Origin of the sequence: Methylomonas methanica, from assembly GCF_001644035.1 — a bacterium.
In the GTDB taxonomy this organism is placed as follows: domain Bacteria; phylum Pseudomonadota; class Gammaproteobacteria; order Methylococcales; family Methylomonadaceae; genus Methylomonas; species Methylomonas methanica_A.
The window spans coordinates 25,438-43,124 of the sequence record NZ_LUUG01000044.1 but is presented as its reverse complement, the minus strand read 5'-3'; the positions used below and the strand labels follow the sequence as shown (position 1 = coordinate 43,124).

The following is a 17,687-nucleotide window of genomic DNA, read 5'->3' as shown; positions in this document are numbered from 1 at the left end:
CAGCTCCTGACTCATGACAACAATCAATATCCAACAAATGATGGCCGACAGCGGCGTGGCGTTCGGCACCAGCGGCGCGCGCGGTCTGGTTAGGCAAATGACCGGCGAAGTCTGCGCTGCTTATACGCTGGCGTTTATCCAAGGTTTAAATCTGGCGCGGCGCGGCCAAAAGATCGCATTGGGTATGGACTTACGCCCGTCCAGCCCGGAAATTGCCCAAGCCTGCATTGCAGGCATACGCCAGGCCGGTTGCGAAGTGGATTTTTGCGGGGTGTTGCCCACGCCGGCTTTAGCCCTGTATGCGCTGACGCAAGGTTTGCCGGCGATCATGGTGACCGGCAGTCATATTCCATTCGACCGCAACGGCATCAAGTTTTATCGAGCCGATGGCGAAATCAGCAAGGCCGATGAAGCGGCAATGACCGGCGCAACAGTGGACGTGCAAGAGGTGGCGGCTGAGCTGCCCGCTATTAATCCGGCGGCGCTGACGCAATTTCAGGAGCGCTACACCAACTTGTTTCCGCACGATTTGCTAAACGGCTGGCGGGTGGGCGTTTACGAACATTCCAGCGCCGCGCGCGATGTGTTGAAAGACGTGCTGGCGGAATTAGGTGCCGAAGTGATTGGTTTGGAGCGCACCGATACCTTCGTGCCTATCGACACCGAAGCCGTCGGTGAAGCTGATCGGCAGCGCGGCCGCAACTGGGCCGCCGAATATAAACTGGATGCACTGATCTCCACCGACGGCGACGGCGACCGGCCACTGATCGGCGACGAAACCGGCGAATGGCTGCGCGGCGATATCGTCGGCTTGCTGTGCGCGAAGTTTTTGGGCGCTGACACGGTGGTGACGCCGGTGAGCTGCAATACCGCCATCGAAGCCTCCGGCTGGTTCAAGCAGGTGATTCGCACCCGGATAGGGTCGCCGTATGTCATCGCCGGCATGGAGCAAGTGGAAAGCGGCGGTGTGGCAGGCTTCGAGGCCAACGGCGGCTTCCTGGCTGGAAACGGTTTGTCCGTGAACGGCAAAGCCTTGGCGCCATTGCCGACTCGCGATTCGCTGCTGCCGGCCTTAGCTTTGTTGGCGATGGCGAGTACCCAAGGCGTGACGTTATCGGGACTATTGCAAGGCTTGCCGCAACGTTACACTGCCAGCGACCGTATTCAGGAATTTCCGGTCGTCAATAGCCGTGCCTTGTTGGAACGCTTGCAAGCCGATGCCAGTGCGTATCGCGGACTGTGGGGCGACAAGTTAGGCGCGCCGGTCAATAGCGATACCACCGACGGCTTACGCTTGACCTTCGCCAACGGCGAGATCGTGCATCTGCGCCCCTCCGGTAATGCGCCGGAATTGCGTTGTTATGCCGAGGCCGACGCTATGGCGCGTGCGGAAGAATTGGTGGTTGCAACGTTAAAGCGGATTGCCGGCTAAGCGGTTAATCCGCCGTTAAGCTTCGGTGTTGTATTGTCTAATCTCGATAATAACTAAATACGAGGGTAACACCATGCAACATAAAGCAATTTTATTCAGTTCTTTAGTATTGGTTTCCGGCGCTGCGTTGGCACAATCGGCGGTATTGGAAGGTGTGGCTAAACAAGCGGCGAAAGAGACTGCGACATCGGTAGCCCCTGGCGCGGTTAAAAGTGCCGAACAGGCTGGTCAGGTTATAAATCAGGCGCAACAAGTTCAGCAGGGCGTGCAAAACGCGCCAGCCGTTCTAAAAGATCAAGCTCAGGACGCCGTTAAAGACGCTGCTCAACAAAAACTGGAGCAAGCAGTACCGGCGGAAGTCAAACAAGGCGCGGAAACCTTGAATGCCAACAAGGAGAAGGTCACGGAATTGAAAGGCAAGGTTGACGCGGCGCCTAAATCAACCGGCGAAGCGGCCAAAGCGGTGGAAGGCAAAGCCAAGCAAAAAGCGGCGGCAAAAGCGCTGGATTTGTTGAACTAAACGATAAGTAAAAGGGCGGCGCAGTTCGCCGCCCTTCCTAAGTTTCGCCAAGACCGTTGCTTGGCGAATACCTCACTAACGAATCACGTCCCGATTCTTCAACGCCACGTAAATGTCATCGACGTTGTATTGATCGCAATCGAAGCTCAGATCGGCGGATGCCGGTTTTTCATCTAGACACAAGCACAACAAGCCGGCGTTTTTGATCGCGGTGGCCAGCGCATTGTTTGCTTGTTCCAATACCGTGGTGGCGTGGCCGGTGTCGAACAGTTTGCGTTCCAGTTGGTAGGCTACTTGCTGGGCATTGGCGCCGCTCAAGGCGATGATGCTGGCGGTTTGACTGAAGCGAATTGCCCGCTCAGCAGCGGACACCGGCGACCAGTCTTCGGCACTGGCGTCGCCGGTAATCATGCCGGCACCAACCGTAACGTTGGTCAGGCGGTCGATGACGATGAACGAGCCGGTGGTTTTATTGCGTTTGTACGGGTCGAACACTACCGGTGCATTGACTGCCACCGTGCAGGAGCCGATTTCGTTGAGTTTCAACTCCATGGCATCGTGGTGTTCCAGCGTGTTGACGTCGATGCGGTGATGAATCATCGACACCGAACCGGACACGCTACGCGTCGCGAGTTTAATCACGTATTGGCGTCCTGGCACCATGGCTTGCTCGGTCATCCAGACGATAGTGGCTTTGAATTTGTCGGCGATGCTGGGTGCGGCTTGCTGCTTGCCTAGAATAATGTCGCCGCGGCTGACGTCAATTTCGTCTTCCAGGGTTAAAGTGACGGCCATGGCTGCAAAAGCCTCATCCAGCTCACCATCGAAGGTGACGATGGATTTAATTTTGCTGGTTTTGCCTGATGGCAATGCCGTGATTTGATCACCTTTTTTGAATACCCCGGAGGCGACGGTACCGCAGAAGCCACGAAAATCCAGGTTGGGACGGTTGACGTACTGCACCGGGAAACGGGCGTCGTCGAAATTGTGGTCGCTGGCAATTTCGATGCTGTTCAACAATTCCATCATCGGCATGCCGGTAAACCAGGGCATGTTTTCGCTGGGGTTGACCACGTTATCCCCGTCCAAGGCCGACATCGGGATGAAATGTACGTCGTGCAGATCCAGGGTTTTGATAAACGCCAGGTAGTCGTCTTGGATTTTCCGGTAAGTCTCTTCGCTATAGCCCACCAAATCCATTTTGTTGATGGCGACGATGATGTGTTTCAGGCCCAATAAGGAGGCGATGAAACTGTGGCGCTTGGTTTGGGTTTGCACGCCGTAACGGGCGTCAATCAAAATCACCGCCAAATCGCAAGTCGAAGCGCCGGTGGCCATGTTGCGGGTGTATTGCTCGTGGCCCGGTGTGTCGGCGATGATGAATTTGCGGGTGGAGGTGGAGAAATAACGGTACGCCACGTCGATGGTAATGCCTTGCTCGCGTTCAGCCTGCAAACCGTCAACCAGCAAGGCCAAATCGATCTTGCCGGCGCCGGTAGTGCCCGATTTGACGCTGTCGGCTTGTACCGCCGCCAGTTGATCTTCGTAAATCATTTTTGAATCGTGTAGCAAGCGGCCGATCAAGGTACTTTTGCCGTCATCGACGTTGCCGCAGGTTAAAAAGCGCAGTAATTCTTTGCGTTCGTGTTGCGCCAGGTAGGCGTTGATGTCGGTGCTGATTAAGTCGGATTGGTGTGACATGGGATTCCTAAGTGCCTTATTTGTTATAAAAGGTGCCGCGCTTTTTTGTAAAGCGCTTACTTGCAATACTGTTTTAATAAGTCGGCTAGTTCATCACGACTCAATTGCCGAGTTGCTATATTGATCACGCACTCGTAAAGCTGGGTGTTGTCCATCGCCGGCTGTTTATGGTTGGTTGCTAGAAAAACCAGCATACAGGCCGCAGCGGCTCGCTTGTTACCATCCAGAAAAGGGTGGTTATTGGCCAGCGAATAGCAATATTGAGCGGCGGTTTGAAAAATGTTGCCGCTGTAATGCCAGGTTTGTTGGGCTGCGCCGAGCGCCGATTCCAGCAATGTGTCATCTCTAATGCCTTGCGTACCGCCGAAGCGTTCTATTTGTTGCCGATGTATCGTTAATGCCAATGTTTTTGAGATAAAAAACAAGTCGGGCATTGTTACTGCGCTAATTTCGCAAAGGTGTCGGCATACTGATCCATCAATTGTTGATGAATTTGCAGGGCTTCTTCTTCGCTTACTGTCTGATCTGGCTGTCGCTTCTTTTGTTTTTCTTCCAGGAACAGGACGAAATCGAGTACCTCAGCTTGTAGGCCGGGTTCAAGATTTACGAGATGTTGTTGTATTTGTTCATGTAATTGCATGAGCCACCTGTAAAAAACTTATCGACACCACTGCTTTTCGCAGGGAATGCCGTCATTGTTGCCATCCATTTTGGTGTCCGGACAGTTGTTGATGAAAAAAGTAGCTTCTTCGCAAGAGGTCATTTGTGAGCAATAGGCGCGACCGTCGCATACGTATTTTTGCGAGCGGTGCTCTACGGCACCGGCAGTTGGTGCGCCATCCGCTTGCTCCGAGTTTGAGTCGCTATGGAAAAGGCTCTTAATCTTGTCGGTTATTTTGGATAAAGGCGGTTGCTCGGCTTTAACTTCTGCAAGCGGTTTCAAATTGGCGGCCTTACGATCAATTTTGGTATCGCATGCGGTGTCTGAATAGACAGCGCGGCCGTTCGCATCGGTACATTTATAAACCGCGCTTAAGCTATCTGCTGCATAAAGCAAGATAGACACCAGCAATAAATTTCTGATTGCCATAATTACCGCCGCCTTCCGCGTACTGCCGGATCGTTAGAAGTAACCTTCGCGCTTCTTCTGCTCCATGGAACCGGCTTGATCGTGGTCGATCAAACGGCCTTGGCGCTCGGAGGTGGTGGTCAGCAGCATTTCCTGGATGATTTCCGGCAGGGTAGTAGCTGTGGACTCCACTGCACCGGTCAAGGGGTAACAGCCTAAGGTACGGAAACGCACCATTTTCATTTCGACTTTGTCATTCGGTCCGATTGGCATGCGCTCGTCGTCGACCATGATCAGCATGCCGTCTTTTTCGACGACCGGCCGCTCTTTGGCAAAGTACAAAGGCACGATGGGGATATTCTCCAGGTGAATGTATTGCCAAATGTCCAGCTCGGTCCAGTTAGATAGCGGGAACACGCGGATGGATTCGCCTTTATCGACTTTGCCGTTATAAATGTTCCAGAGTTCCGGGCGTTGGTTTTTCGGGTCCCAGCGGTGATTTTTATCGCGGAACGAATACACTCGTTCCTTGGCGCGGGACTTTTCCTCGTCGCGGCGGGCGCCGCCAAAAGCTGCATCGAACTGGTATTTGTTCAGGGCTTGTTTCAAACCGTCGGTTTTCATCACGTCGGTATGTTTTTTACTGCCGTGCGTGAACGGGCCTATGCCTTGGGCAACGCCTTCTTCGTTGATATGTACGATTAAATCCCAGCCCAGATCTTTCGCCATGTTGTTACGAAACTCGATCATTTCCCGGAATTTCCAGGTGGTATCGACATGCAATAACGGGAAGGGCGGTTTGCCGGGGAAGAAGGCTTTGCGGGTCAAATGCAGCATGACCGCGGAATCCTTGCCTATCGAATACAGCATCACCGGCTTTTCAAATTCCGCCGCCACTTCGCGAATGATATGGATGCTTTCTGCTTCGAGCTGTTTCAGATGGGTTAATTTATAATCGGTCATCAAATATCCGGGGCGCACGGCCATGTTTTCTGTGAAGTGTAAGCCCGCTATTTTAAAGGCAAACCCCCATCGACGCTATCGGCAAAGCTTATGAGACAGATACACGGACTGGAAAAACTGGTTGAACAACAGTCTGGTCGGTTAAATACGCAAAAACTGGCCGAGCTGTTGCTGACCGATTTGCAGCATTGCCGTTGCAGTATTTACGGCACGATTGGCGATGACGACAAGGTGTTGCTGGCGGAGCTGGGTTTGTTACCGGATAGCCTGGAATACGAGATGTTCGATCAACGCATCGACTTGATCGTTGCCGGGCCGATATTGCGTAACGATTGCGTGCCGTTGATTTATCGCCTGCAAGGCGAGCAGTTTGCGCTTAGCGGCCGCTGCTCGATGATCGCCAGGGTATGCGGTGTGGATTTATATTTGCAGCGCAGTTATACCGGCGTAGTTGGCGACGTCGCCCGGCAGAAATTCGCCATTCCCCTCAAACCGCTGTTGCAAATGCTGTAGCGCTGAGTCCTTACCCCGATAAATCAGGCACTGCGGCGGATTTGGGGTACCATGAGGCTTAGGTCCCGCGCATCGGCGCGGGCCATTGGGCTGGATGGCGACGGAGTTAGGCAGATGAAATTCTATGATCGCAGTCGCAGCCTTTGCGAGTGGGAGCGGGTTGAGGAATGGCGCGAAAAAATGCGCGTTAGCTTGGCCGCTCAGGAAAGCAATAAAGTGTCGCCGTTTCATTTGTTGTCGATACAGGGTGTCTCGGCTGCCGAACAGCGGTTGTGCGCCGATCTGTGGTTGAAAGATCGCATTGATGCCAGCGCGCTGGAACGAGCCGATTTGGCATTTAGCTTCTCCACCAGCACGCGGCCAAAAATTCGATTGGGTTATTTATCTTGCGATTTTCATGAACACGCCACGGCTTTTTTGTTGGCGGAACTGTTCGAAGCCCATGATCGCGAACAGTTTGAGGTTTATGCCTATTCCTACGGGCCGGACGACGGCCTGGGCATGCGCCAGCGGCTGTGCGAGTTTTTCGATAGTTTTGTCGATCTGCAAGCGCTGTCCTTATCGGAAGCGGCGCAAGCCATTCATCAAGACAATATCGACATTCTGATTGATTTAAAAGGCTACACGCGCGGCACTCGCACCGAGATTCTCAGCTACCGGCCGGCGCCGATTCAGGTCAACTATCTAGGTTATCCCGGCACTTTGGGCGGCGACTTTTGCGACTACATCATCACCGATCCTTACTTGACCCCAGCGGCCAGCGCCGCTGATTACAGCGAAGCCTTTGCCTATTTGCCCGATAGCTATCAACCGCACGGTCGGCATGCGCCGATCGGTAAGCCTACCAAGCGTGCGCAACACGGTTTGGACGAGCACAGCTTTGTATTTTGCTGCTTCAATCAGGCCTACAAAATCACGCCGGACGTGTTCGATATTTGGTGCCGGCTGTTGTACAGCGTGCCGGGCAGCGTGCTGTGGCTGTTGAAAAACTCCAAAGCCAAGGGCCGGCTCAGAAACGAGGCCTATCAACGCGGTATTGCGCCGGATAGATTGATATTTGCCGACGATTTGCCGCAGATTGAACACTTGGGGCGTTTAGCCTTAGCTGATTTGGTGCTGGATACCCAACCCTACAATGCGCACACCACTGCCAGCGATGCGTTGTGGGTAGGCGTGCCGATAGTCACCTGCGTCGGCGATACCTTTGCGTCGCGGGTGGCCGGGAGTTTGTTGCATGCGATTGGCTTGCCGGAATTGATTGCTGCCGATTTGGAAGGTTATTACGATCTGGCTTTGGAGTTGGCGACCAACCCGGCGCGCTTAAGCGAGGTTAGGCAAAGACTGGCCGATAATCGCCTGAGCACGCCGTTGTTTGATATCCAGGCCTACACCCGGCATTTGGAAGCCTTGTATAAAAGCATGTGGCAGCGGCATGTCGCCGGCGATCTGCCGATAGCCATCGGCCAAACCGAGCCGCGACTATAGCTGACTATTGACCCAGCGCACGATGTCTGGCGCGCTCAGCGCGCCGGCTTGTCTGGTCAGTTCTTTTCCTCCCTTGAACAGAATCAGCGTCGGAATGCTACGAATATTGTAACGGGCGCTGAGCTGTTGCTCGGCTTCCGTGTCGACTTTGCCCAAACGCACGCGCGGTTCCAACACTTGCGCGGCTTGGGCAAAAGCCGGCGCCATCATTTTGCAAGGTCCGCACCAATCCGCCCAAAAATCCACCAGTAACGGAATGTCGTTGCGCGCCAGATGGGTTTCAAAGCTTTTCGTAGTCAGCGCCAATGGATGGCCGCTGAACAAGGCTTGATGGCATTGTCCGCACTTGGGGCCTTGCGACAGACGAGTGGCGGGTACGCGGTTGACGGCTTGGCAATGCGGGCATACTAGATGCAGGGATTCGCTCATAAATTATCTCGGCGTTGATGCTGGATTGTAGTGGCGAATTCATTCGCCCAAGGAATACCGATTATCGCCACAAACCGCCGATACGCCAACGCGCCGGCCGGATAATCACCCGGTTAGCGTAGCCCGGCGCGGCGAACGGTTCTTGCCAAAGCGTTTGCGGCCGGCTGGGGCTCAAGGCTTGTAGAAGGCGGATGCGTTCCGCTGTGGGCGGATGCGTGCGCAGCCAGGACGGTTCCGGGTTGCCCCAGCCCGGCAGTAAAATCGACAACCAACCACCGCTGACTTTTTCAATATGCGCCAATGCCGATGCCAAGCCTAAAGGATCGCCGGTCAGCGCCGCCGCATTCAGGTCGGCATCGTATTCGCGGATGCGGGATAAGCCCAATTGCATCAGCAAGGCCAAATGCGGCGAGAACAATAGCAGCAACAAGCCCGGCCAATTGATTTGAAAGCTGATCTCGCCAAACAGCAACAAGGGTAGGGATAGCAGCAAAAACAACTGACCGGTTGCCGCGAACAATGCGGTAATCCGGCTAATCGCGTCGACCAAGCCCATCACCCGCAAATCGTTATTGGCAATATGCGCCATTTCGTGCGCCAACACTCCGGCCAGTTCCCGCGAATTAAGTTGTTTGAATAAACCGTCGGTCAAGGCGATGGCCGATTGTTTGCGGTTACCGACTGCAAACGCATTGATTAGCGGACTGGGAATGTAATACGGCGTCGGAACGCTGGGCAGTTCGGCGCGCTCGGCCAGTGCTTGCAGGATTTGCCACAGCGCCGGCGCTTCTTGCGGGTAAATAGGCCGCGCCCGGTAAAGGCTTAGTGTCAAGCGCCAGGCCGCCGCCGGTTCGAAGATCAACGCGAACACACCGGTCGCCAACGCGATCCAGATGCCTTCTTCCCCGAACAACAGACTGCCGGCCAAGGTACAGATTGCCAAAAGCGCCAGCATCAGCAGAACTGTTTGCAGGCGGTTAAGCCAGCTATGACGATGCCAGACTATGCTCTGCATGGGCTATTCCAGGCCGGCCCGACGCAAACGGCGGCGCAATTCGTCGATCTCTTCCTGCATGTCGGCAACCAGCGCAGCTAGCTCCGGCACCGCTTCAAAATTGCGCTCCAAACTGACGATGCGCCGCACCCGCACCAAATGCGCGCTGGAAAAACGCCATTCGCTTTGCTGTTGCGGCAGCGGGTTAAGCAAGCCGTCTTCAATATGTTTGGTAACCCATTCCGGCTCTACCGCGCAGATGGCCGCCAGCTGCTGCAAAGTCAGGCCGCTGTCTTCCAGAACGGCGTCTATCAAGTTCTCGGCTGATGGCATGCTTTAACTCCTGTGCTGAGCGCGCGGGTCGAAAGCCAATTCGCGCGCCATGGTTTCGTAAAGTTCTTTGGCTTTGCTGGTGTTGGCTGGCGGCAGTACCACCTGAATATCCAGCAATAAATCGCCCGGTGTTACACTGGGGATACCCTTGCCGCGCAGCCTAAGTTGCTGGCCGCTTTGCGTACCTTCCGGGATGCGTACTTTTAGGCCGGTATCGAATAAATTCACCGGCACCATCGCCCCCAGTGCCGCTTCCCAAGGCGTGATCGGCAGACTCATATGCAGATTGCTGCCGTCTACCCGTAAACGCGGATGCGGATTGAAATGCACTTCCAGCAACAAGTCGCCGGGCTTGCCATTGCCCATGCCCGGTGCGCCCTGGCCGGCCAGACGAATAATCTGACCCTCGTAAACGCCTTTGGGGATTTTGACGTTCAAGGTGCGAGTGTCTAAAACTACATGGCCGCCAGCATCCATACGCGGCACCCGCAAGCTGATTTGCCGGGCGGCGCCGTTAAAGGCATCGGCAATATCCAGTAACACTTTGGCGTGATGGTCCTCGCCTTGGGCATGAAAGCCGGCTTGGCCTTCGAATGGTCCGCCGCGTGCCCGGCCGCCTCCCATCTTCCCGAATAATTCGCTGAAAAAATCGCCAAAATCGGCCGTATCGGTGCTGGAAAACTCGAAGCCGGCATCCCAATTCGGCGGCGGATGAAATTCCTGGCCCGGTTGATAGCCGCGTCCCAATTGATCGTAAGCCGCACGCTTTTCCGTGTCGGACAGCACGGCATAGGCTTCGTTGAGTTCCTTCATGCGCGCCTCGGCATTCGGTTCTTTCGAGACATCCGGATGATATTTGCGGGCCAGCTTGCGGTAAGCCTTTTTGATGTCCGCTATTGCCGCATCGCGGTTGACGCCGAGAATCTGGTAGTAATCTTTATATTGCACGCAGTGGCTCCTGTTGATGCTATGGCGAGGGCTTTGGGCGTTATGGTTGCCGCTGTTTATAGCGGATAGCGTGGGCTTACACAATCTATAAAAACTTGTAGTGAAGGCGCTTCAGCGCTTAGGCCGCAGGTACTGCCGATTATTGGCTTGCTTAGCTGAGGCGATGCGGTGCCACGCTTCTTGAATTAATTGCCCGTAGCCCGATATAGCTGACAATTATTTTAGCGATTTGCTAAAATGAAATCTCTTGGGGGTGACATGGCTTCGACGTGGGTAGCAAAACCTCAGGTGCATGCCGAGCACAGTACAGCTCGTAAAACCTACTGAAAACAAGTATTCGCAAACGACGAAAACTACTCAGTGGCCTTAGCAGCTTAAAACCTGCACCACTTCTCTGACCAGATGTACTTATGCGTCTGGAGTCTCTTTCGGGGGGCGCTCAGGGATCATATTACATAAGCTCGCGCCAAGGCTTAGTTCGGAGCCCGAAGCGCTAAATCCAATCGAAATCGCTGTTGATCCTCTTGGCCCGACGGGTAGTCAACAGTTAAATCAAAAGCGCGGGATAAGCATGTAGAGCTTGTGGCGGAGTGCTTGCGGACGGGGGTTCAATTCCCCCCACCTCCACCAAGAATGTGTATTAAACGTCCTAAGATGTACCGAACCCTGCGAGTTTCAAGACTTCGCGGGGTTTTTTATGTCTGGTAAAGTCTACTAAAATCACAGTACCCGTTCGTTTACCTGAATAGATGGCTGAAAGTCTTGCAAATGCTGTTGAAGGAGCAATAAACCATGCGGTTATCACAATCTCAAGCCCAAACAATACGCGAAAGCGTCTTAAGCAACTTCGGTGAAGATGCTCATGTGTGGTTGTTCGGCTCAAGAGTCCGGGATGACGAGAAAGGTGGCGACATCGACCTTTATATCGAGGCTCAAGCGCAATCGGCGGCGGACTTAGTCACCAGTAAATTGAAGTTTCTGCGTGATTTACACAAAAGACTCGGTGATCAAAAAATCGACGTCGTGTTGCGTAAGGCCAATGGCTCGATTGAGTTACCGATTTATCAAATTGCCAAGCAAACCGGGATTCAATTGCAATGATTACAGCCATGCAAGAGATACTAAAAATCTGTGACCGTCACGCCGACAGGTTGCGGTGGGCTGTCAGTCAACTGCAATGCCATGCCCCATTTGACGAACATGGTTTAAGTCGTTTGACCGATACTGAGATTGCCGTTTTGGATCAATTTTCTGTCCGATTTGGGAAATTGCAGGATGTAATGGGCGCCAAGCTGTTTCCAGCGGTGTTAGAACTGACAAAAGAACCCGGCGAGTTAAAAGCATTTATAGACAAGTTGAATCGCCTTGAAAAAATTGGTGCGATTCCATCGGCAGATGATTGGTTGTTGCTGCGTGAAGTCAGAAACACCTTTGCACACGATTACCCTGATGATCCTGAACTCAAAGCGGAAATCATCAACAGGGCGCTCGATCTAACAGCCTCCCTTCTTGATGTGTTGGATTCAGTGAAACGTTTCGTCCAACCTTATTTGTAGTGATTGGTAAGAACCGATAAATCCCACTAGACGCCAGAATTAACTTAAAAAACCTAATGCCCATGGTCAATGACGACGAACAACAGTTTTTAAACAACCTCGATAAAAAACTCTGGACCAGCGCCGACAAGCTGCGCTCCACCCTGGATGCCTCGCAATACAAACACACCGTACTTGGCTTGATCTTTTTAAAATATGTCAGCGACTCGTTTGATATTCGGCGTCAAGAGCTTACCGGCCAATTTAAAAACCCGGACCACGAATACTACCTAGACCCCGCCGACTTTGGCGGCGAGGACAGCGCCGAATACCAAGCCGAAATCAACGCCGAACTGGAACAACGCGACTACTACGCCGAAACCAACGTGTTTTGGGTGCCGAAAGTGGCGCGCTGGGAATTTTTGCAAAACCAGAACAAAGTGGTTATTAACAGCGTCGTTTGGCTAACTAAAGCCGGTGACGTGCTGACCCAAGCGCCGGAAGAGGATGCCGAAAAACGCCTATGCACCCGCATCAGCTCCGTCGGGCAATTGATCGACCATGCCCTGGAAGCCATCGAACAAGACAACGCCAAACTCAAAGGCATTCTCAACAAACGCTATACCAGCCTGCAAATCGACCCCGCCAAATTGGGCGAGCTGATTGACTTAATCGCCACCATTCCGTTCAAGCACGCCAGCCTCAGCAGCAAAGACATCCTCGGCCATGTCTACGAATACTTCCTCGGCCAATTTGCCTTGGCGGAAGGTAAAAAAGGCGGACAGTTTTACACACCCAAATCCATCGTCAGCCTGATTGTACAAATGCTGGAACCGTTTAAAGGCCGCGTCTACGATCCGGCGATGGGCAGCGGCGGCTTTTTTGTGCAATCGGAAAGCTTTATCCGCGAGCATCAAGGCCGCATTGGCGATGTTTCGATTTACGGCCAGGAATACAACCCCACCACCTGGCAGCTGGCCGCGATGAATATGGTGATTCGCGGCATCGATTTTAACTTTGGCAAAGAACCCGCCAACACCTACACCAACGATCAACACCCCGATTTACGCGCCGACTTCGTGATGGCCAATCCGCCGTTCAACATGCGCGAATGGGATACCGGCGTCAGTGACGACGACCCGCGCTGGGTGTACGGCAAACCGCCCAGCGGCAACGCCAACTTTGCCTGGCTGCAACACATGCTCTATCACCTCGCGCCCAATGGCAGCATGGGTTTGTTGCTGGCTAACGGCTCCATGAGTTCCAACACCAACAACGAAGGCGAAATCCGCAAAGCGCTGATCGAAAATGACTTGGTGGAATGCATGGTCGCCTTGCCCGGCCAATTGTTCACCAACACCCAAATCCCCGCCTGCATCTGGTTTTTGACCAAAAACAAAGGCCCGCGCACCTCCGCCACCGGCAAAGCCTTACGCGACCGCAAAGGCGAAATCCTGTTTATCGATGCCCGCAACCTCGGTTACATGAAAGACCGCGTATTGCGCGACTTTACGCAGGACGATTTAAACAAAGTCACCCAAACCTACCACGCCTGGCAAATGGCTCCCCCTCTCCCTCAGGGAGAGGGCCGGGGTGAGGGCGAAACCTATCAAGACCAAGCCGCCTTTTGTAAATCCGTCACCCTGGCCGAAATCCAAAAACACGATTACGTGCTGACCCCAGGCCGTTACGTTGGCGCAGCCGATGCGGTGGATGATGGTGAAGCGTTTGCCGATAAAATGGCACGCTTGACGGCACAGCTGAAAAGCCAGTTTGAACAGAGCGATAAGCTGGAAGCTGAGATTAAAAAGAACTTGGCGGGGTTGGGGTATGAGCTGTGATAACGCTTTGATTGGGACACGGTGATGATCGATTACAGCAAACTACAAAAATCGCTAAAACACCTGGAATTGCAGTATGCGAATTATTGCAACGCCCAACATCGCCCCGAACTTACTGAGTTGGATAAGGAAGGCATCGCCGAATCCACCATTCAGCGTTTTGAAACCTGTTATGACACCTTGTGGAAAACGTTAAAGCGCTATTTAGTGGAAGAATTGGGTATCCCTGAAGTGCCAAACAGCCCCAAGCCCATCCTGAGATTGGCGTTCGAGAATCAGCTTTTTGTTTCGCCGATAGAGCAATGGCTTTGCTATGCGGACGCCCGAGTCAATACCGCCCATGATTACGATGAAAAAAAAGCCGCAGAATGCCTGGCGCTGCTGAACGACTTTATCGACGATGCCATTGGTCTTTATCAAACCCTGACAGGTAACACATGGGAATAACCGCCAGCATCGATATAAGCGCCGAACAACGCCGGCTTGTTCTCGATTTAATCCAGCAACACCTCCCCAATACCCCGATTTGGGCGTTTGGCTCGCGCGTTAAATGGACAACCCGCTCCAATTCAGACCTGGACTTGGTCGCCTTCGCCACCCCACAGCAAGACCCGCAGGTTTCCGCCCTGAAAGAAGCCTTTGAAGAAAGCAACTTGCCGTTTCGGGTGGATTTATTGGTGTGGGATAAGCTGCCGGAAAATATTCAGCGGAATATTCAGGAAGGGTATGTGGTTTTGGTGGAGGGCAAGGATGTGGAGCGGGGTTTGGTCAAGGATTCTGCTTGGGTAACTAAGCCACTTGGTGACATTATAAGCATTCAACGGGGACATGATTTACCTTCTCAAGATCGTAGTGAAGGTGTTGTTCCTATTATGGGCTCCTCTGGAATAACGGGTTACCATGATGCTATAAAGGCAAAAGGGCCAGGTGTTATTATTGGGCGAAGTGGAAACTCTATGGGAGAAGTCTGTTTTATAAAGGAAGATTACTGGCCGCTGAACACATGTCTTTATGTAACAGATTTTAAAGGTAATGATGAACGCTTTATTTTCTACTTACTGCAAACTATAAATTTTGATCAATTTAATTCAGGAAGTGCTCAGAAATCTCTAAATAGAAATGCTGTTTATCCTTTTGAAGTAAGTATTACTGAATGTAAAGACGAACAGATAAAAATTAGTTCAATACTTGCTAATTTAGAAGATAAAATCGAACTCAACCGCCAAACCAACCAAACCCTGGAGCAAATCGCCCAAGCCATTTTTAAAAGCTGGTTTGTCGATTTTGAGCCGGTGAAAGCCAAAATCGCTGCTTTAAGCTCCCTCTCCCTCCGGGAGAGGGCTGGGGTGAGGGGCCAAGAACTCGCCGAACAAGCGGCCCTCTGCGCCATCAGCGGCAAAACTCCGGAACAACTCGCCCAACTCGACCCGCAAACCCTGCAACAACTCAAAACCACCGCCGCCTTATTCCCCGATGCCTTGGTGGATTCTGAGTTGGGGGAAATACCGGAGGGGTGGGGGATTCAAACAGTTGAAGATATTATTGAGCTTGTTTATGGAAAGGCATTAAATAAAACAGTTCGAATAGATGGAGAATTTCCTGTTTATGGTTCTGGAGGCCTGACAGGAAAGCATAATCAGAGTTTAGTTGAAGGTCCGGGGATAATAGTCGGTAGAAAAGGTACTGTGGGAAGTTTGTTCTGGGAGGATAGACCGTTTTACCCGATAGATACCGTTTTCTATGTTAAAAGTAAAAATCAAATGACATTGGAGTTTTCATATTATCTTCTTAAAACTTTAGGTCTTGAAGATATGAACACTGATGCGGCTGTCCCCGGTTTAAATAGAAATAATGTTTATAGGCTTGAATTACCTGACTATCCAAAAGTTCTAATCGGAGAATATTCAAAAATCATCGGCAATATTAGAAATAAAATCAGATTTGTTAATGATGAAGTTGTCACTTTAGAAAATATTAGAGACTCCCTACTCCCCAAACTCCTCTCCGGCGAAATTAATCTGAGCAATTTGTAATTATTCAAATTTAGTTTGTTTTTATTTCCCCCTCACCCCAACCCTCTCCCGCAGGGAGAGGGAGCTTTTACAACAGCCTCCGCAGGGAGAGGGGCTTTTACAACATCCTTCGCAGGGAGGGGAGCTTTTACAACAGCCTTCGCAGGGAGGCTTTTACACACTCTCCGAAAGAAGGGGAAGGGTTTTTTCCCTCTCCCTCTGGGAGAGGGTTAGGGTGAGGGTGAGTGAATTTATTTATGGATACTATGATATCTATTTTCTGTTTATATCGCCTATAATGGATACCATTATATCCACAACACTCAAAAATCATGCGTCGATTGTTATTGTTGGATGAGGCGGAGGTACAGCTGGCGTATGCCGCGCATTTGCGCGGCCTGCGTGAACAGGCGAAATGGTCGCGAGAGGCGCTGGCCGAGCGGAGCGGCGTACCTGCGGCGACCATCAAGAAGTTTGAACGCACCGGGCAGATTGCTTTTCGGCAATTGCTGCTGCTTTGGCAATGCCTGGATGATTTGCAGCGTTTGTATGCCTTGACTCAGCCCGCAAGCAAGGGCGCGGCAATGCCCAGTTCGATTGCTGAGGTGCTGAAAAATGAGTTTTAAGCCCATCCAAAAGCTGGATATTCGCCGCACCTTGTCTACTGGCGATTCGGTGGCGGTGGGGGTTCTGGCGCAAAATCGCCAGGGGGTGTTTTTTCAATACGATGCCAAGTACCTTGAACGCTACGGAAACCTGTCGCCGTTTACTTTAACGCCGGATACGCAATTACAGCGGGCACCGGCTGAGCCGCATCAAGGCCTGCATGGGGTGTTTGCCGATTGCCTGCCGGATGGCTGGGGGCTGCTGTTACAAGATCGGGTATTTAGGCAGCACGGTATTTTGGCGGCGCAAGTGACCGCGATGGATCGGCTGGCGTTTGTGGGGCAACACGGCATGGGGGCGCTGAGTTTTGAGCCGGTAGCGGATTGGTTGCCTGACACCGGCGAGGCGATTGATTTGGCGAGCTTGGGTCTGGAGGCGCAGGCGCTGTTTGAGGGGGAAACCGAGCAGGTGCTGGCCGAGTTGGTGGCGGTAGGCAGTTCGGGTGGTGCCAGACCCAAGGCGCAACTGTTTCGATCAGCGGATCAGCCGCAACAGTGGCGGACGCGGCCCCAGCCGGGCGATGAGGCGTGGCTGGTAAAGTTCACTTCACAAAGTCTGCCGTTGGGGCATGCGGAGGGTTTATGCGAAGCGGCCTATTTGCAGTTGGCGCAGCGGGCACAGCTTGATCCGCCCGAATGGCAGTTGTTACAGGTGCCTACCCGTAGTGGGCAGCGTTACTGGTTGGCGGTAAAACGCTTTGATTGGCTGGAGCGAGCAGGGCATCGGGCCGGGCGTTATCATTTACACAGCGCTTGCGGTTTGTTGGATGCCGATTTTCGCAGCCCCAGCCTGGATTATGCCGATTTGATTAAGGCCAGCCGCCAGTTGTGCAAATCGCCTGTGCTGGGACAACGGCAATTTCGGCGGGCCTTGTTTAATTTGTTTGCCTGTAATCAGGACGATCACAGTAAAAACTGGGCCTTTTTGCAGGATGACAGCGGCGCTTGGCGTTTGGCACCGTTTTATGATGTGACCTTTAGTCCGCATCCGTACGGCGAACATGCCACGGCATTTGCGGGCTACGGAAAAAATCCACCGCTTAACGCCGTGCAGGCGCTGGCCCGCCATGCCGGGTTTGCCAACTGGAAGCTGGCGCAGCAAGCGATTGCGGAAGTCGTCGAGACGGTTGCCGGTTTTGCTGAGCTTGCTAGAGCGCTGGACGTTGACACGCAAACGATAACGCTGATTACCCAGCAATTAAACGCGGTTTGGCAGGCCAATAAGGCTTTGCTGGCCTCTTGAAACG

20 protein-coding genes and 1 other RNA gene are annotated in these 17,687 nt (G+C 52.7%); 12 read left to right on the top strand and 9 right to left on the bottom strand.

The genetic code is table 11. The annotated features are described in order from the left end of the window. Nucleotides 1-13 precede the first annotated feature (13 nt). Both A1332_RS02275 and A1332_RS02270 read left to right on the top strand, forming a co-directional pair. Nucleotides 14-1,432 (top strand): phosphomannomutase, encoded by a 1,419-nt coding sequence (locus A1332_RS02275; protein WP_064006956.1) that lies wholly within the window; start codon nucleotides 14-16, stop codon nucleotides 1,430-1,432. A 73-nt stretch (nucleotides 1,433-1,505) separates the two neighbouring features. After that, nucleotides 1,506-1,952, top strand: coding sequence for a hypothetical protein (locus A1332_RS02270; RefSeq protein ID WP_064006955.1), 447 nt, complete (start codon nucleotides 1,506-1,508; stop codon nucleotides 1,950-1,952). A 75-nt stretch (nucleotides 1,953-2,027) separates the two neighbouring features. Here A1332_RS02270 and cysN read toward each other — a convergent pair whose 3' ends face one another. Genes cysN through cysD form a run of 5 tightly spaced genes read right to left on the bottom strand, consistent with a single transcriptional unit; the run spans nucleotide 2,028 to nucleotide 5,685 of the window. After that, the gene (gene cysN, locus A1332_RS02265) at nucleotides 2,028-3,653 is read right to left on the bottom strand and encodes a sulfate adenylyltransferase subunit CysN (protein ID WP_064006954.1); all 1,626 of its coding nucleotides are present in this window, start codon (nucleotides 3,651-3,653) and stop codon (nucleotides 2,028-2,030) included. A gap of 56 nt (nucleotides 3,654-3,709) precedes the next feature. Continuing rightward, complete coding sequence (locus A1332_RS02260; RefSeq protein ID WP_064006953.1) at nucleotides 3,710-4,087, bottom strand: type II toxin-antitoxin system death-on-curing family toxin; 378 nt, start codon at nucleotides 4,085-4,087, stop codon at nucleotides 3,710-3,712. 2 nt (nucleotides 4,088-4,089) lie between these two features. Then, the gene (locus tag A1332_RS02255) at nucleotides 4,090-4,293 is read right to left on the bottom strand and encodes a hypothetical protein (RefSeq protein ID WP_064006952.1); all 204 of its coding nucleotides are present in this window, start codon (nucleotides 4,291-4,293) and stop codon (nucleotides 4,090-4,092) included. 18 nt (nucleotides 4,294-4,311) lie between these two features. Further along, on the bottom strand, nucleotides 4,312-4,743 hold the full coding sequence (locus A1332_RS02250) for a DUF4124 domain-containing protein (protein ID WP_064006951.1): 432 nt from the start codon (nucleotides 4,741-4,743) through the stop codon (nucleotides 4,312-4,314). 33 nt (nucleotides 4,744-4,776) lie between these two features. Beyond that, a complete protein-coding gene (cysD, locus tag A1332_RS02245) occupies nucleotides 4,777-5,685 on the bottom strand; it encodes a sulfate adenylyltransferase subunit CysD (RefSeq protein ID WP_036277398.1) in 909 nt (302 codons plus the stop codon). A 90-nt stretch (nucleotides 5,686-5,775) separates the two neighbouring features. On the opposite strand from cysD, the gene A1332_RS02240 reads away from it, so the two are divergent. Both A1332_RS02240 and A1332_RS02235 read left to right on the top strand, forming a co-directional pair. Continuing rightward, entirely contained in the window at nucleotides 5,776-6,198 is a 423-nt protein-coding gene (locus A1332_RS02240) for a hypothetical protein (protein WP_064006950.1), read from the top strand. A gap of 114 nt (nucleotides 6,199-6,312) precedes the next feature. Further along, the gene (locus A1332_RS02235; RefSeq protein ID WP_064006949.1) at nucleotides 6,313-7,683 is read left to right on the top strand and encodes a UDP-N-acetylglucosamine-peptide N-acetylglucosaminyltransferase; all 1,371 of its coding nucleotides are present in this window, start codon (nucleotides 6,313-6,315) and stop codon (nucleotides 7,681-7,683) included. On the opposite strand, the gene trxC is transcribed toward A1332_RS02235, so the two are convergent. The 4 genes from trxC to A1332_RS02215 all read right to left on the bottom strand — a co-directional run bounded on the left by trxC (nucleotide 7,678) and on the right by A1332_RS02215 (nucleotide 10,387). After that, nucleotides 7,678-8,112 (bottom strand): thioredoxin TrxC, encoded by a 435-nt coding sequence (trxC, locus tag A1332_RS02230; RefSeq protein WP_064006948.1) that lies wholly within the window; start codon nucleotides 8,110-8,112, stop codon nucleotides 7,678-7,680. The two genes, A1332_RS02235 and trxC, sit on opposite strands and share 6 nt — an antisense overlap. 61 nt (nucleotides 8,113-8,173) lie before the next feature. Continuing rightward, nucleotides 8,174-9,127: a zinc metalloprotease HtpX gene (locus A1332_RS02225; RefSeq protein WP_064006947.1), complete on the bottom strand. Its 954-nt coding sequence runs from the start codon at nucleotides 9,125-9,127 to the stop codon at nucleotides 8,174-8,176. A 3-nt stretch (nucleotides 9,128-9,130) separates the two neighbouring features. Next, the gene (locus tag A1332_RS02220; protein WP_064006946.1) at nucleotides 9,131-9,439 is read right to left on the bottom strand and encodes a chaperone modulator CbpM; all 309 of its coding nucleotides are present in this window, start codon (nucleotides 9,437-9,439) and stop codon (nucleotides 9,131-9,133) included. A gap of 3 nt (nucleotides 9,440-9,442) precedes the next feature. Further along, entirely contained in the window at nucleotides 9,443-10,387 is a 945-nt protein-coding gene (locus tag A1332_RS02215; protein ID WP_064006945.1) for a DnaJ C-terminal domain-containing protein, read from the bottom strand. Nucleotides 10,388-10,636: 249 nt separating this feature from the next. Between A1332_RS02215 and ssrA the strand changes: the two genes are divergently transcribed. The 8 genes from ssrA to A1332_RS02175 all read left to right on the top strand — a co-directional run bounded on the left by ssrA (nucleotide 10,637) and on the right by A1332_RS02175 (nucleotide 17,683). Next, nucleotides 10,637-11,017: a transfer-messenger RNA gene (gene ssrA / locus A1332_RS02210) on the top strand. A 162-nt stretch (nucleotides 11,018-11,179) separates the two neighbouring features. Further along, a complete protein-coding gene (locus tag A1332_RS02205; protein WP_064006944.1) occupies nucleotides 11,180-11,488 on the top strand; it encodes a nucleotidyltransferase domain-containing protein in 309 nt (102 codons plus the stop codon). Nucleotides 11,489-11,496: 8 nt separating this feature from the next. Next, on the top strand, nucleotides 11,497-11,943 hold the full coding sequence (locus A1332_RS02200) for a hypothetical protein (protein ID WP_231890189.1): 447 nt from the start codon (nucleotides 11,497-11,499) through the stop codon (nucleotides 11,941-11,943). Between the two features lie 62 nt (nucleotides 11,944-12,005). Next, nucleotides 12,006-13,763, top strand: a complete 1,758-nt coding sequence (locus A1332_RS02195; RefSeq protein ID WP_064006942.1) for a type I restriction-modification system subunit M — start codon at nucleotides 12,006-12,008, stop codon at nucleotides 13,761-13,763. Nucleotides 13,764-13,787: 24 nt separating this feature from the next. Next, entirely contained in the window at nucleotides 13,788-14,210 is a 423-nt protein-coding gene (locus A1332_RS02190) for an HI0074 family nucleotidyltransferase substrate-binding subunit (protein ID WP_064006941.1), read from the top strand. After that, entirely contained in the window at nucleotides 14,201-15,796 is a 1,596-nt protein-coding gene (locus A1332_RS02185) for a restriction endonuclease subunit S (RefSeq protein WP_082879489.1), read from the top strand. Before A1332_RS02190 ends, A1332_RS02185 begins: the two co-directional genes overlap by 10 nt. A gap of 311 nt (nucleotides 15,797-16,107) precedes the next feature. Beyond that, complete coding sequence (locus A1332_RS02180) at nucleotides 16,108-16,401, top strand: helix-turn-helix domain-containing protein (RefSeq protein WP_064006940.1); 294 nt, start codon at nucleotides 16,108-16,110, stop codon at nucleotides 16,399-16,401. Next, nucleotides 16,391-17,683: a type II toxin-antitoxin system HipA family toxin gene (locus A1332_RS02175; RefSeq protein ID WP_064006939.1), complete on the top strand. Its 1,293-nt coding sequence runs from the start codon at nucleotides 16,391-16,393 to the stop codon at nucleotides 17,681-17,683. Before A1332_RS02180 ends, A1332_RS02175 begins: the two co-directional genes overlap by 11 nt. Nucleotides 17,684-17,687 lie beyond the last annotated feature (4 nt).

Coding starts and splice junctions, on each gene's coding strand:
- A1332_RS02275 (WP_064006956.1), top strand. CDS start 14: ATGACAACAATCAATATCCAACAAATGATGGCCGACAGCGGCGTGGCG.
- A1332_RS02270 (WP_064006955.1), top strand. CDS start 1,506: ATGCAACATAAAGCAATTTTATTCAGTTCTTTAGTATTGGTTTCCGGC.
- cysN (WP_064006954.1), bottom strand. CDS start 3,653: ATGTCACACCAATCCGACTTAATCAGCACCGACATCAACGCCTACCTG.
- A1332_RS02260 (WP_064006953.1), bottom strand. CDS start 4,087: ATGCCCGACTTGTTTTTTATCTCAAAAACATTGGCATTAACGATACAT.
- A1332_RS02255 (WP_064006952.1), bottom strand. CDS start 4,293: ATGCAATTACATGAACAAATACAACAACATCTCGTAAATCTTGAACCC.
- A1332_RS02250 (WP_064006951.1), bottom strand. CDS start 4,743: ATGGCAATCAGAAATTTATTGCTGGTGTCTATCTTGCTTTATGCAGCA.
- cysD (WP_036277398.1), bottom strand. CDS start 5,685: ATGACCGATTATAAATTAACCCATCTGAAACAGCTCGAAGCAGAAAGC.
- A1332_RS02240 (WP_064006950.1), top strand. CDS start 5,776: ATGAGACAGATACACGGACTGGAAAAACTGGTTGAACAACAGTCTGGT.
- A1332_RS02235 (WP_064006949.1), top strand. CDS start 6,313: ATGAAATTCTATGATCGCAGTCGCAGCCTTTGCGAGTGGGAGCGGGTT.
- trxC (WP_064006948.1), bottom strand. CDS start 8,112: ATGAGCGAATCCCTGCATCTAGTATGCCCGCATTGCCAAGCCGTCAAC.
- A1332_RS02225 (WP_064006947.1), bottom strand. CDS start 9,127: ATGCAGAGCATAGTCTGGCATCGTCATAGCTGGCTTAACCGCCTGCAA.
- A1332_RS02220 (WP_064006946.1), bottom strand. CDS start 9,439: ATGCCATCAGCCGAGAACTTGATAGACGCCGTTCTGGAAGACAGCGGC.
- A1332_RS02205 (WP_064006944.1), top strand. CDS start 11,180: ATGCGGTTATCACAATCTCAAGCCCAAACAATACGCGAAAGCGTCTTA.
- A1332_RS02200 (WP_231890189.1), top strand. CDS start 11,497: ATGCAAGAGATACTAAAAATCTGTGACCGTCACGCCGACAGGTTGCGG.
- A1332_RS02195 (WP_064006942.1), top strand. CDS start 12,006: ATGGTCAATGACGACGAACAACAGTTTTTAAACAACCTCGATAAAAAA.
- A1332_RS02190 (WP_064006941.1), top strand. CDS start 13,788: ATGATCGATTACAGCAAACTACAAAAATCGCTAAAACACCTGGAATTG.
- A1332_RS02185 (WP_082879489.1), top strand. CDS start 14,201: ATGGGAATAACCGCCAGCATCGATATAAGCGCCGAACAACGCCGGCTT.
- A1332_RS02180 (WP_064006940.1), top strand. CDS start 16,108: ATGCGTCGATTGTTATTGTTGGATGAGGCGGAGGTACAGCTGGCGTAT.
- A1332_RS02175 (WP_064006939.1), top strand. CDS start 16,391: ATGAGTTTTAAGCCCATCCAAAAGCTGGATATTCGCCGCACCTTGTCT.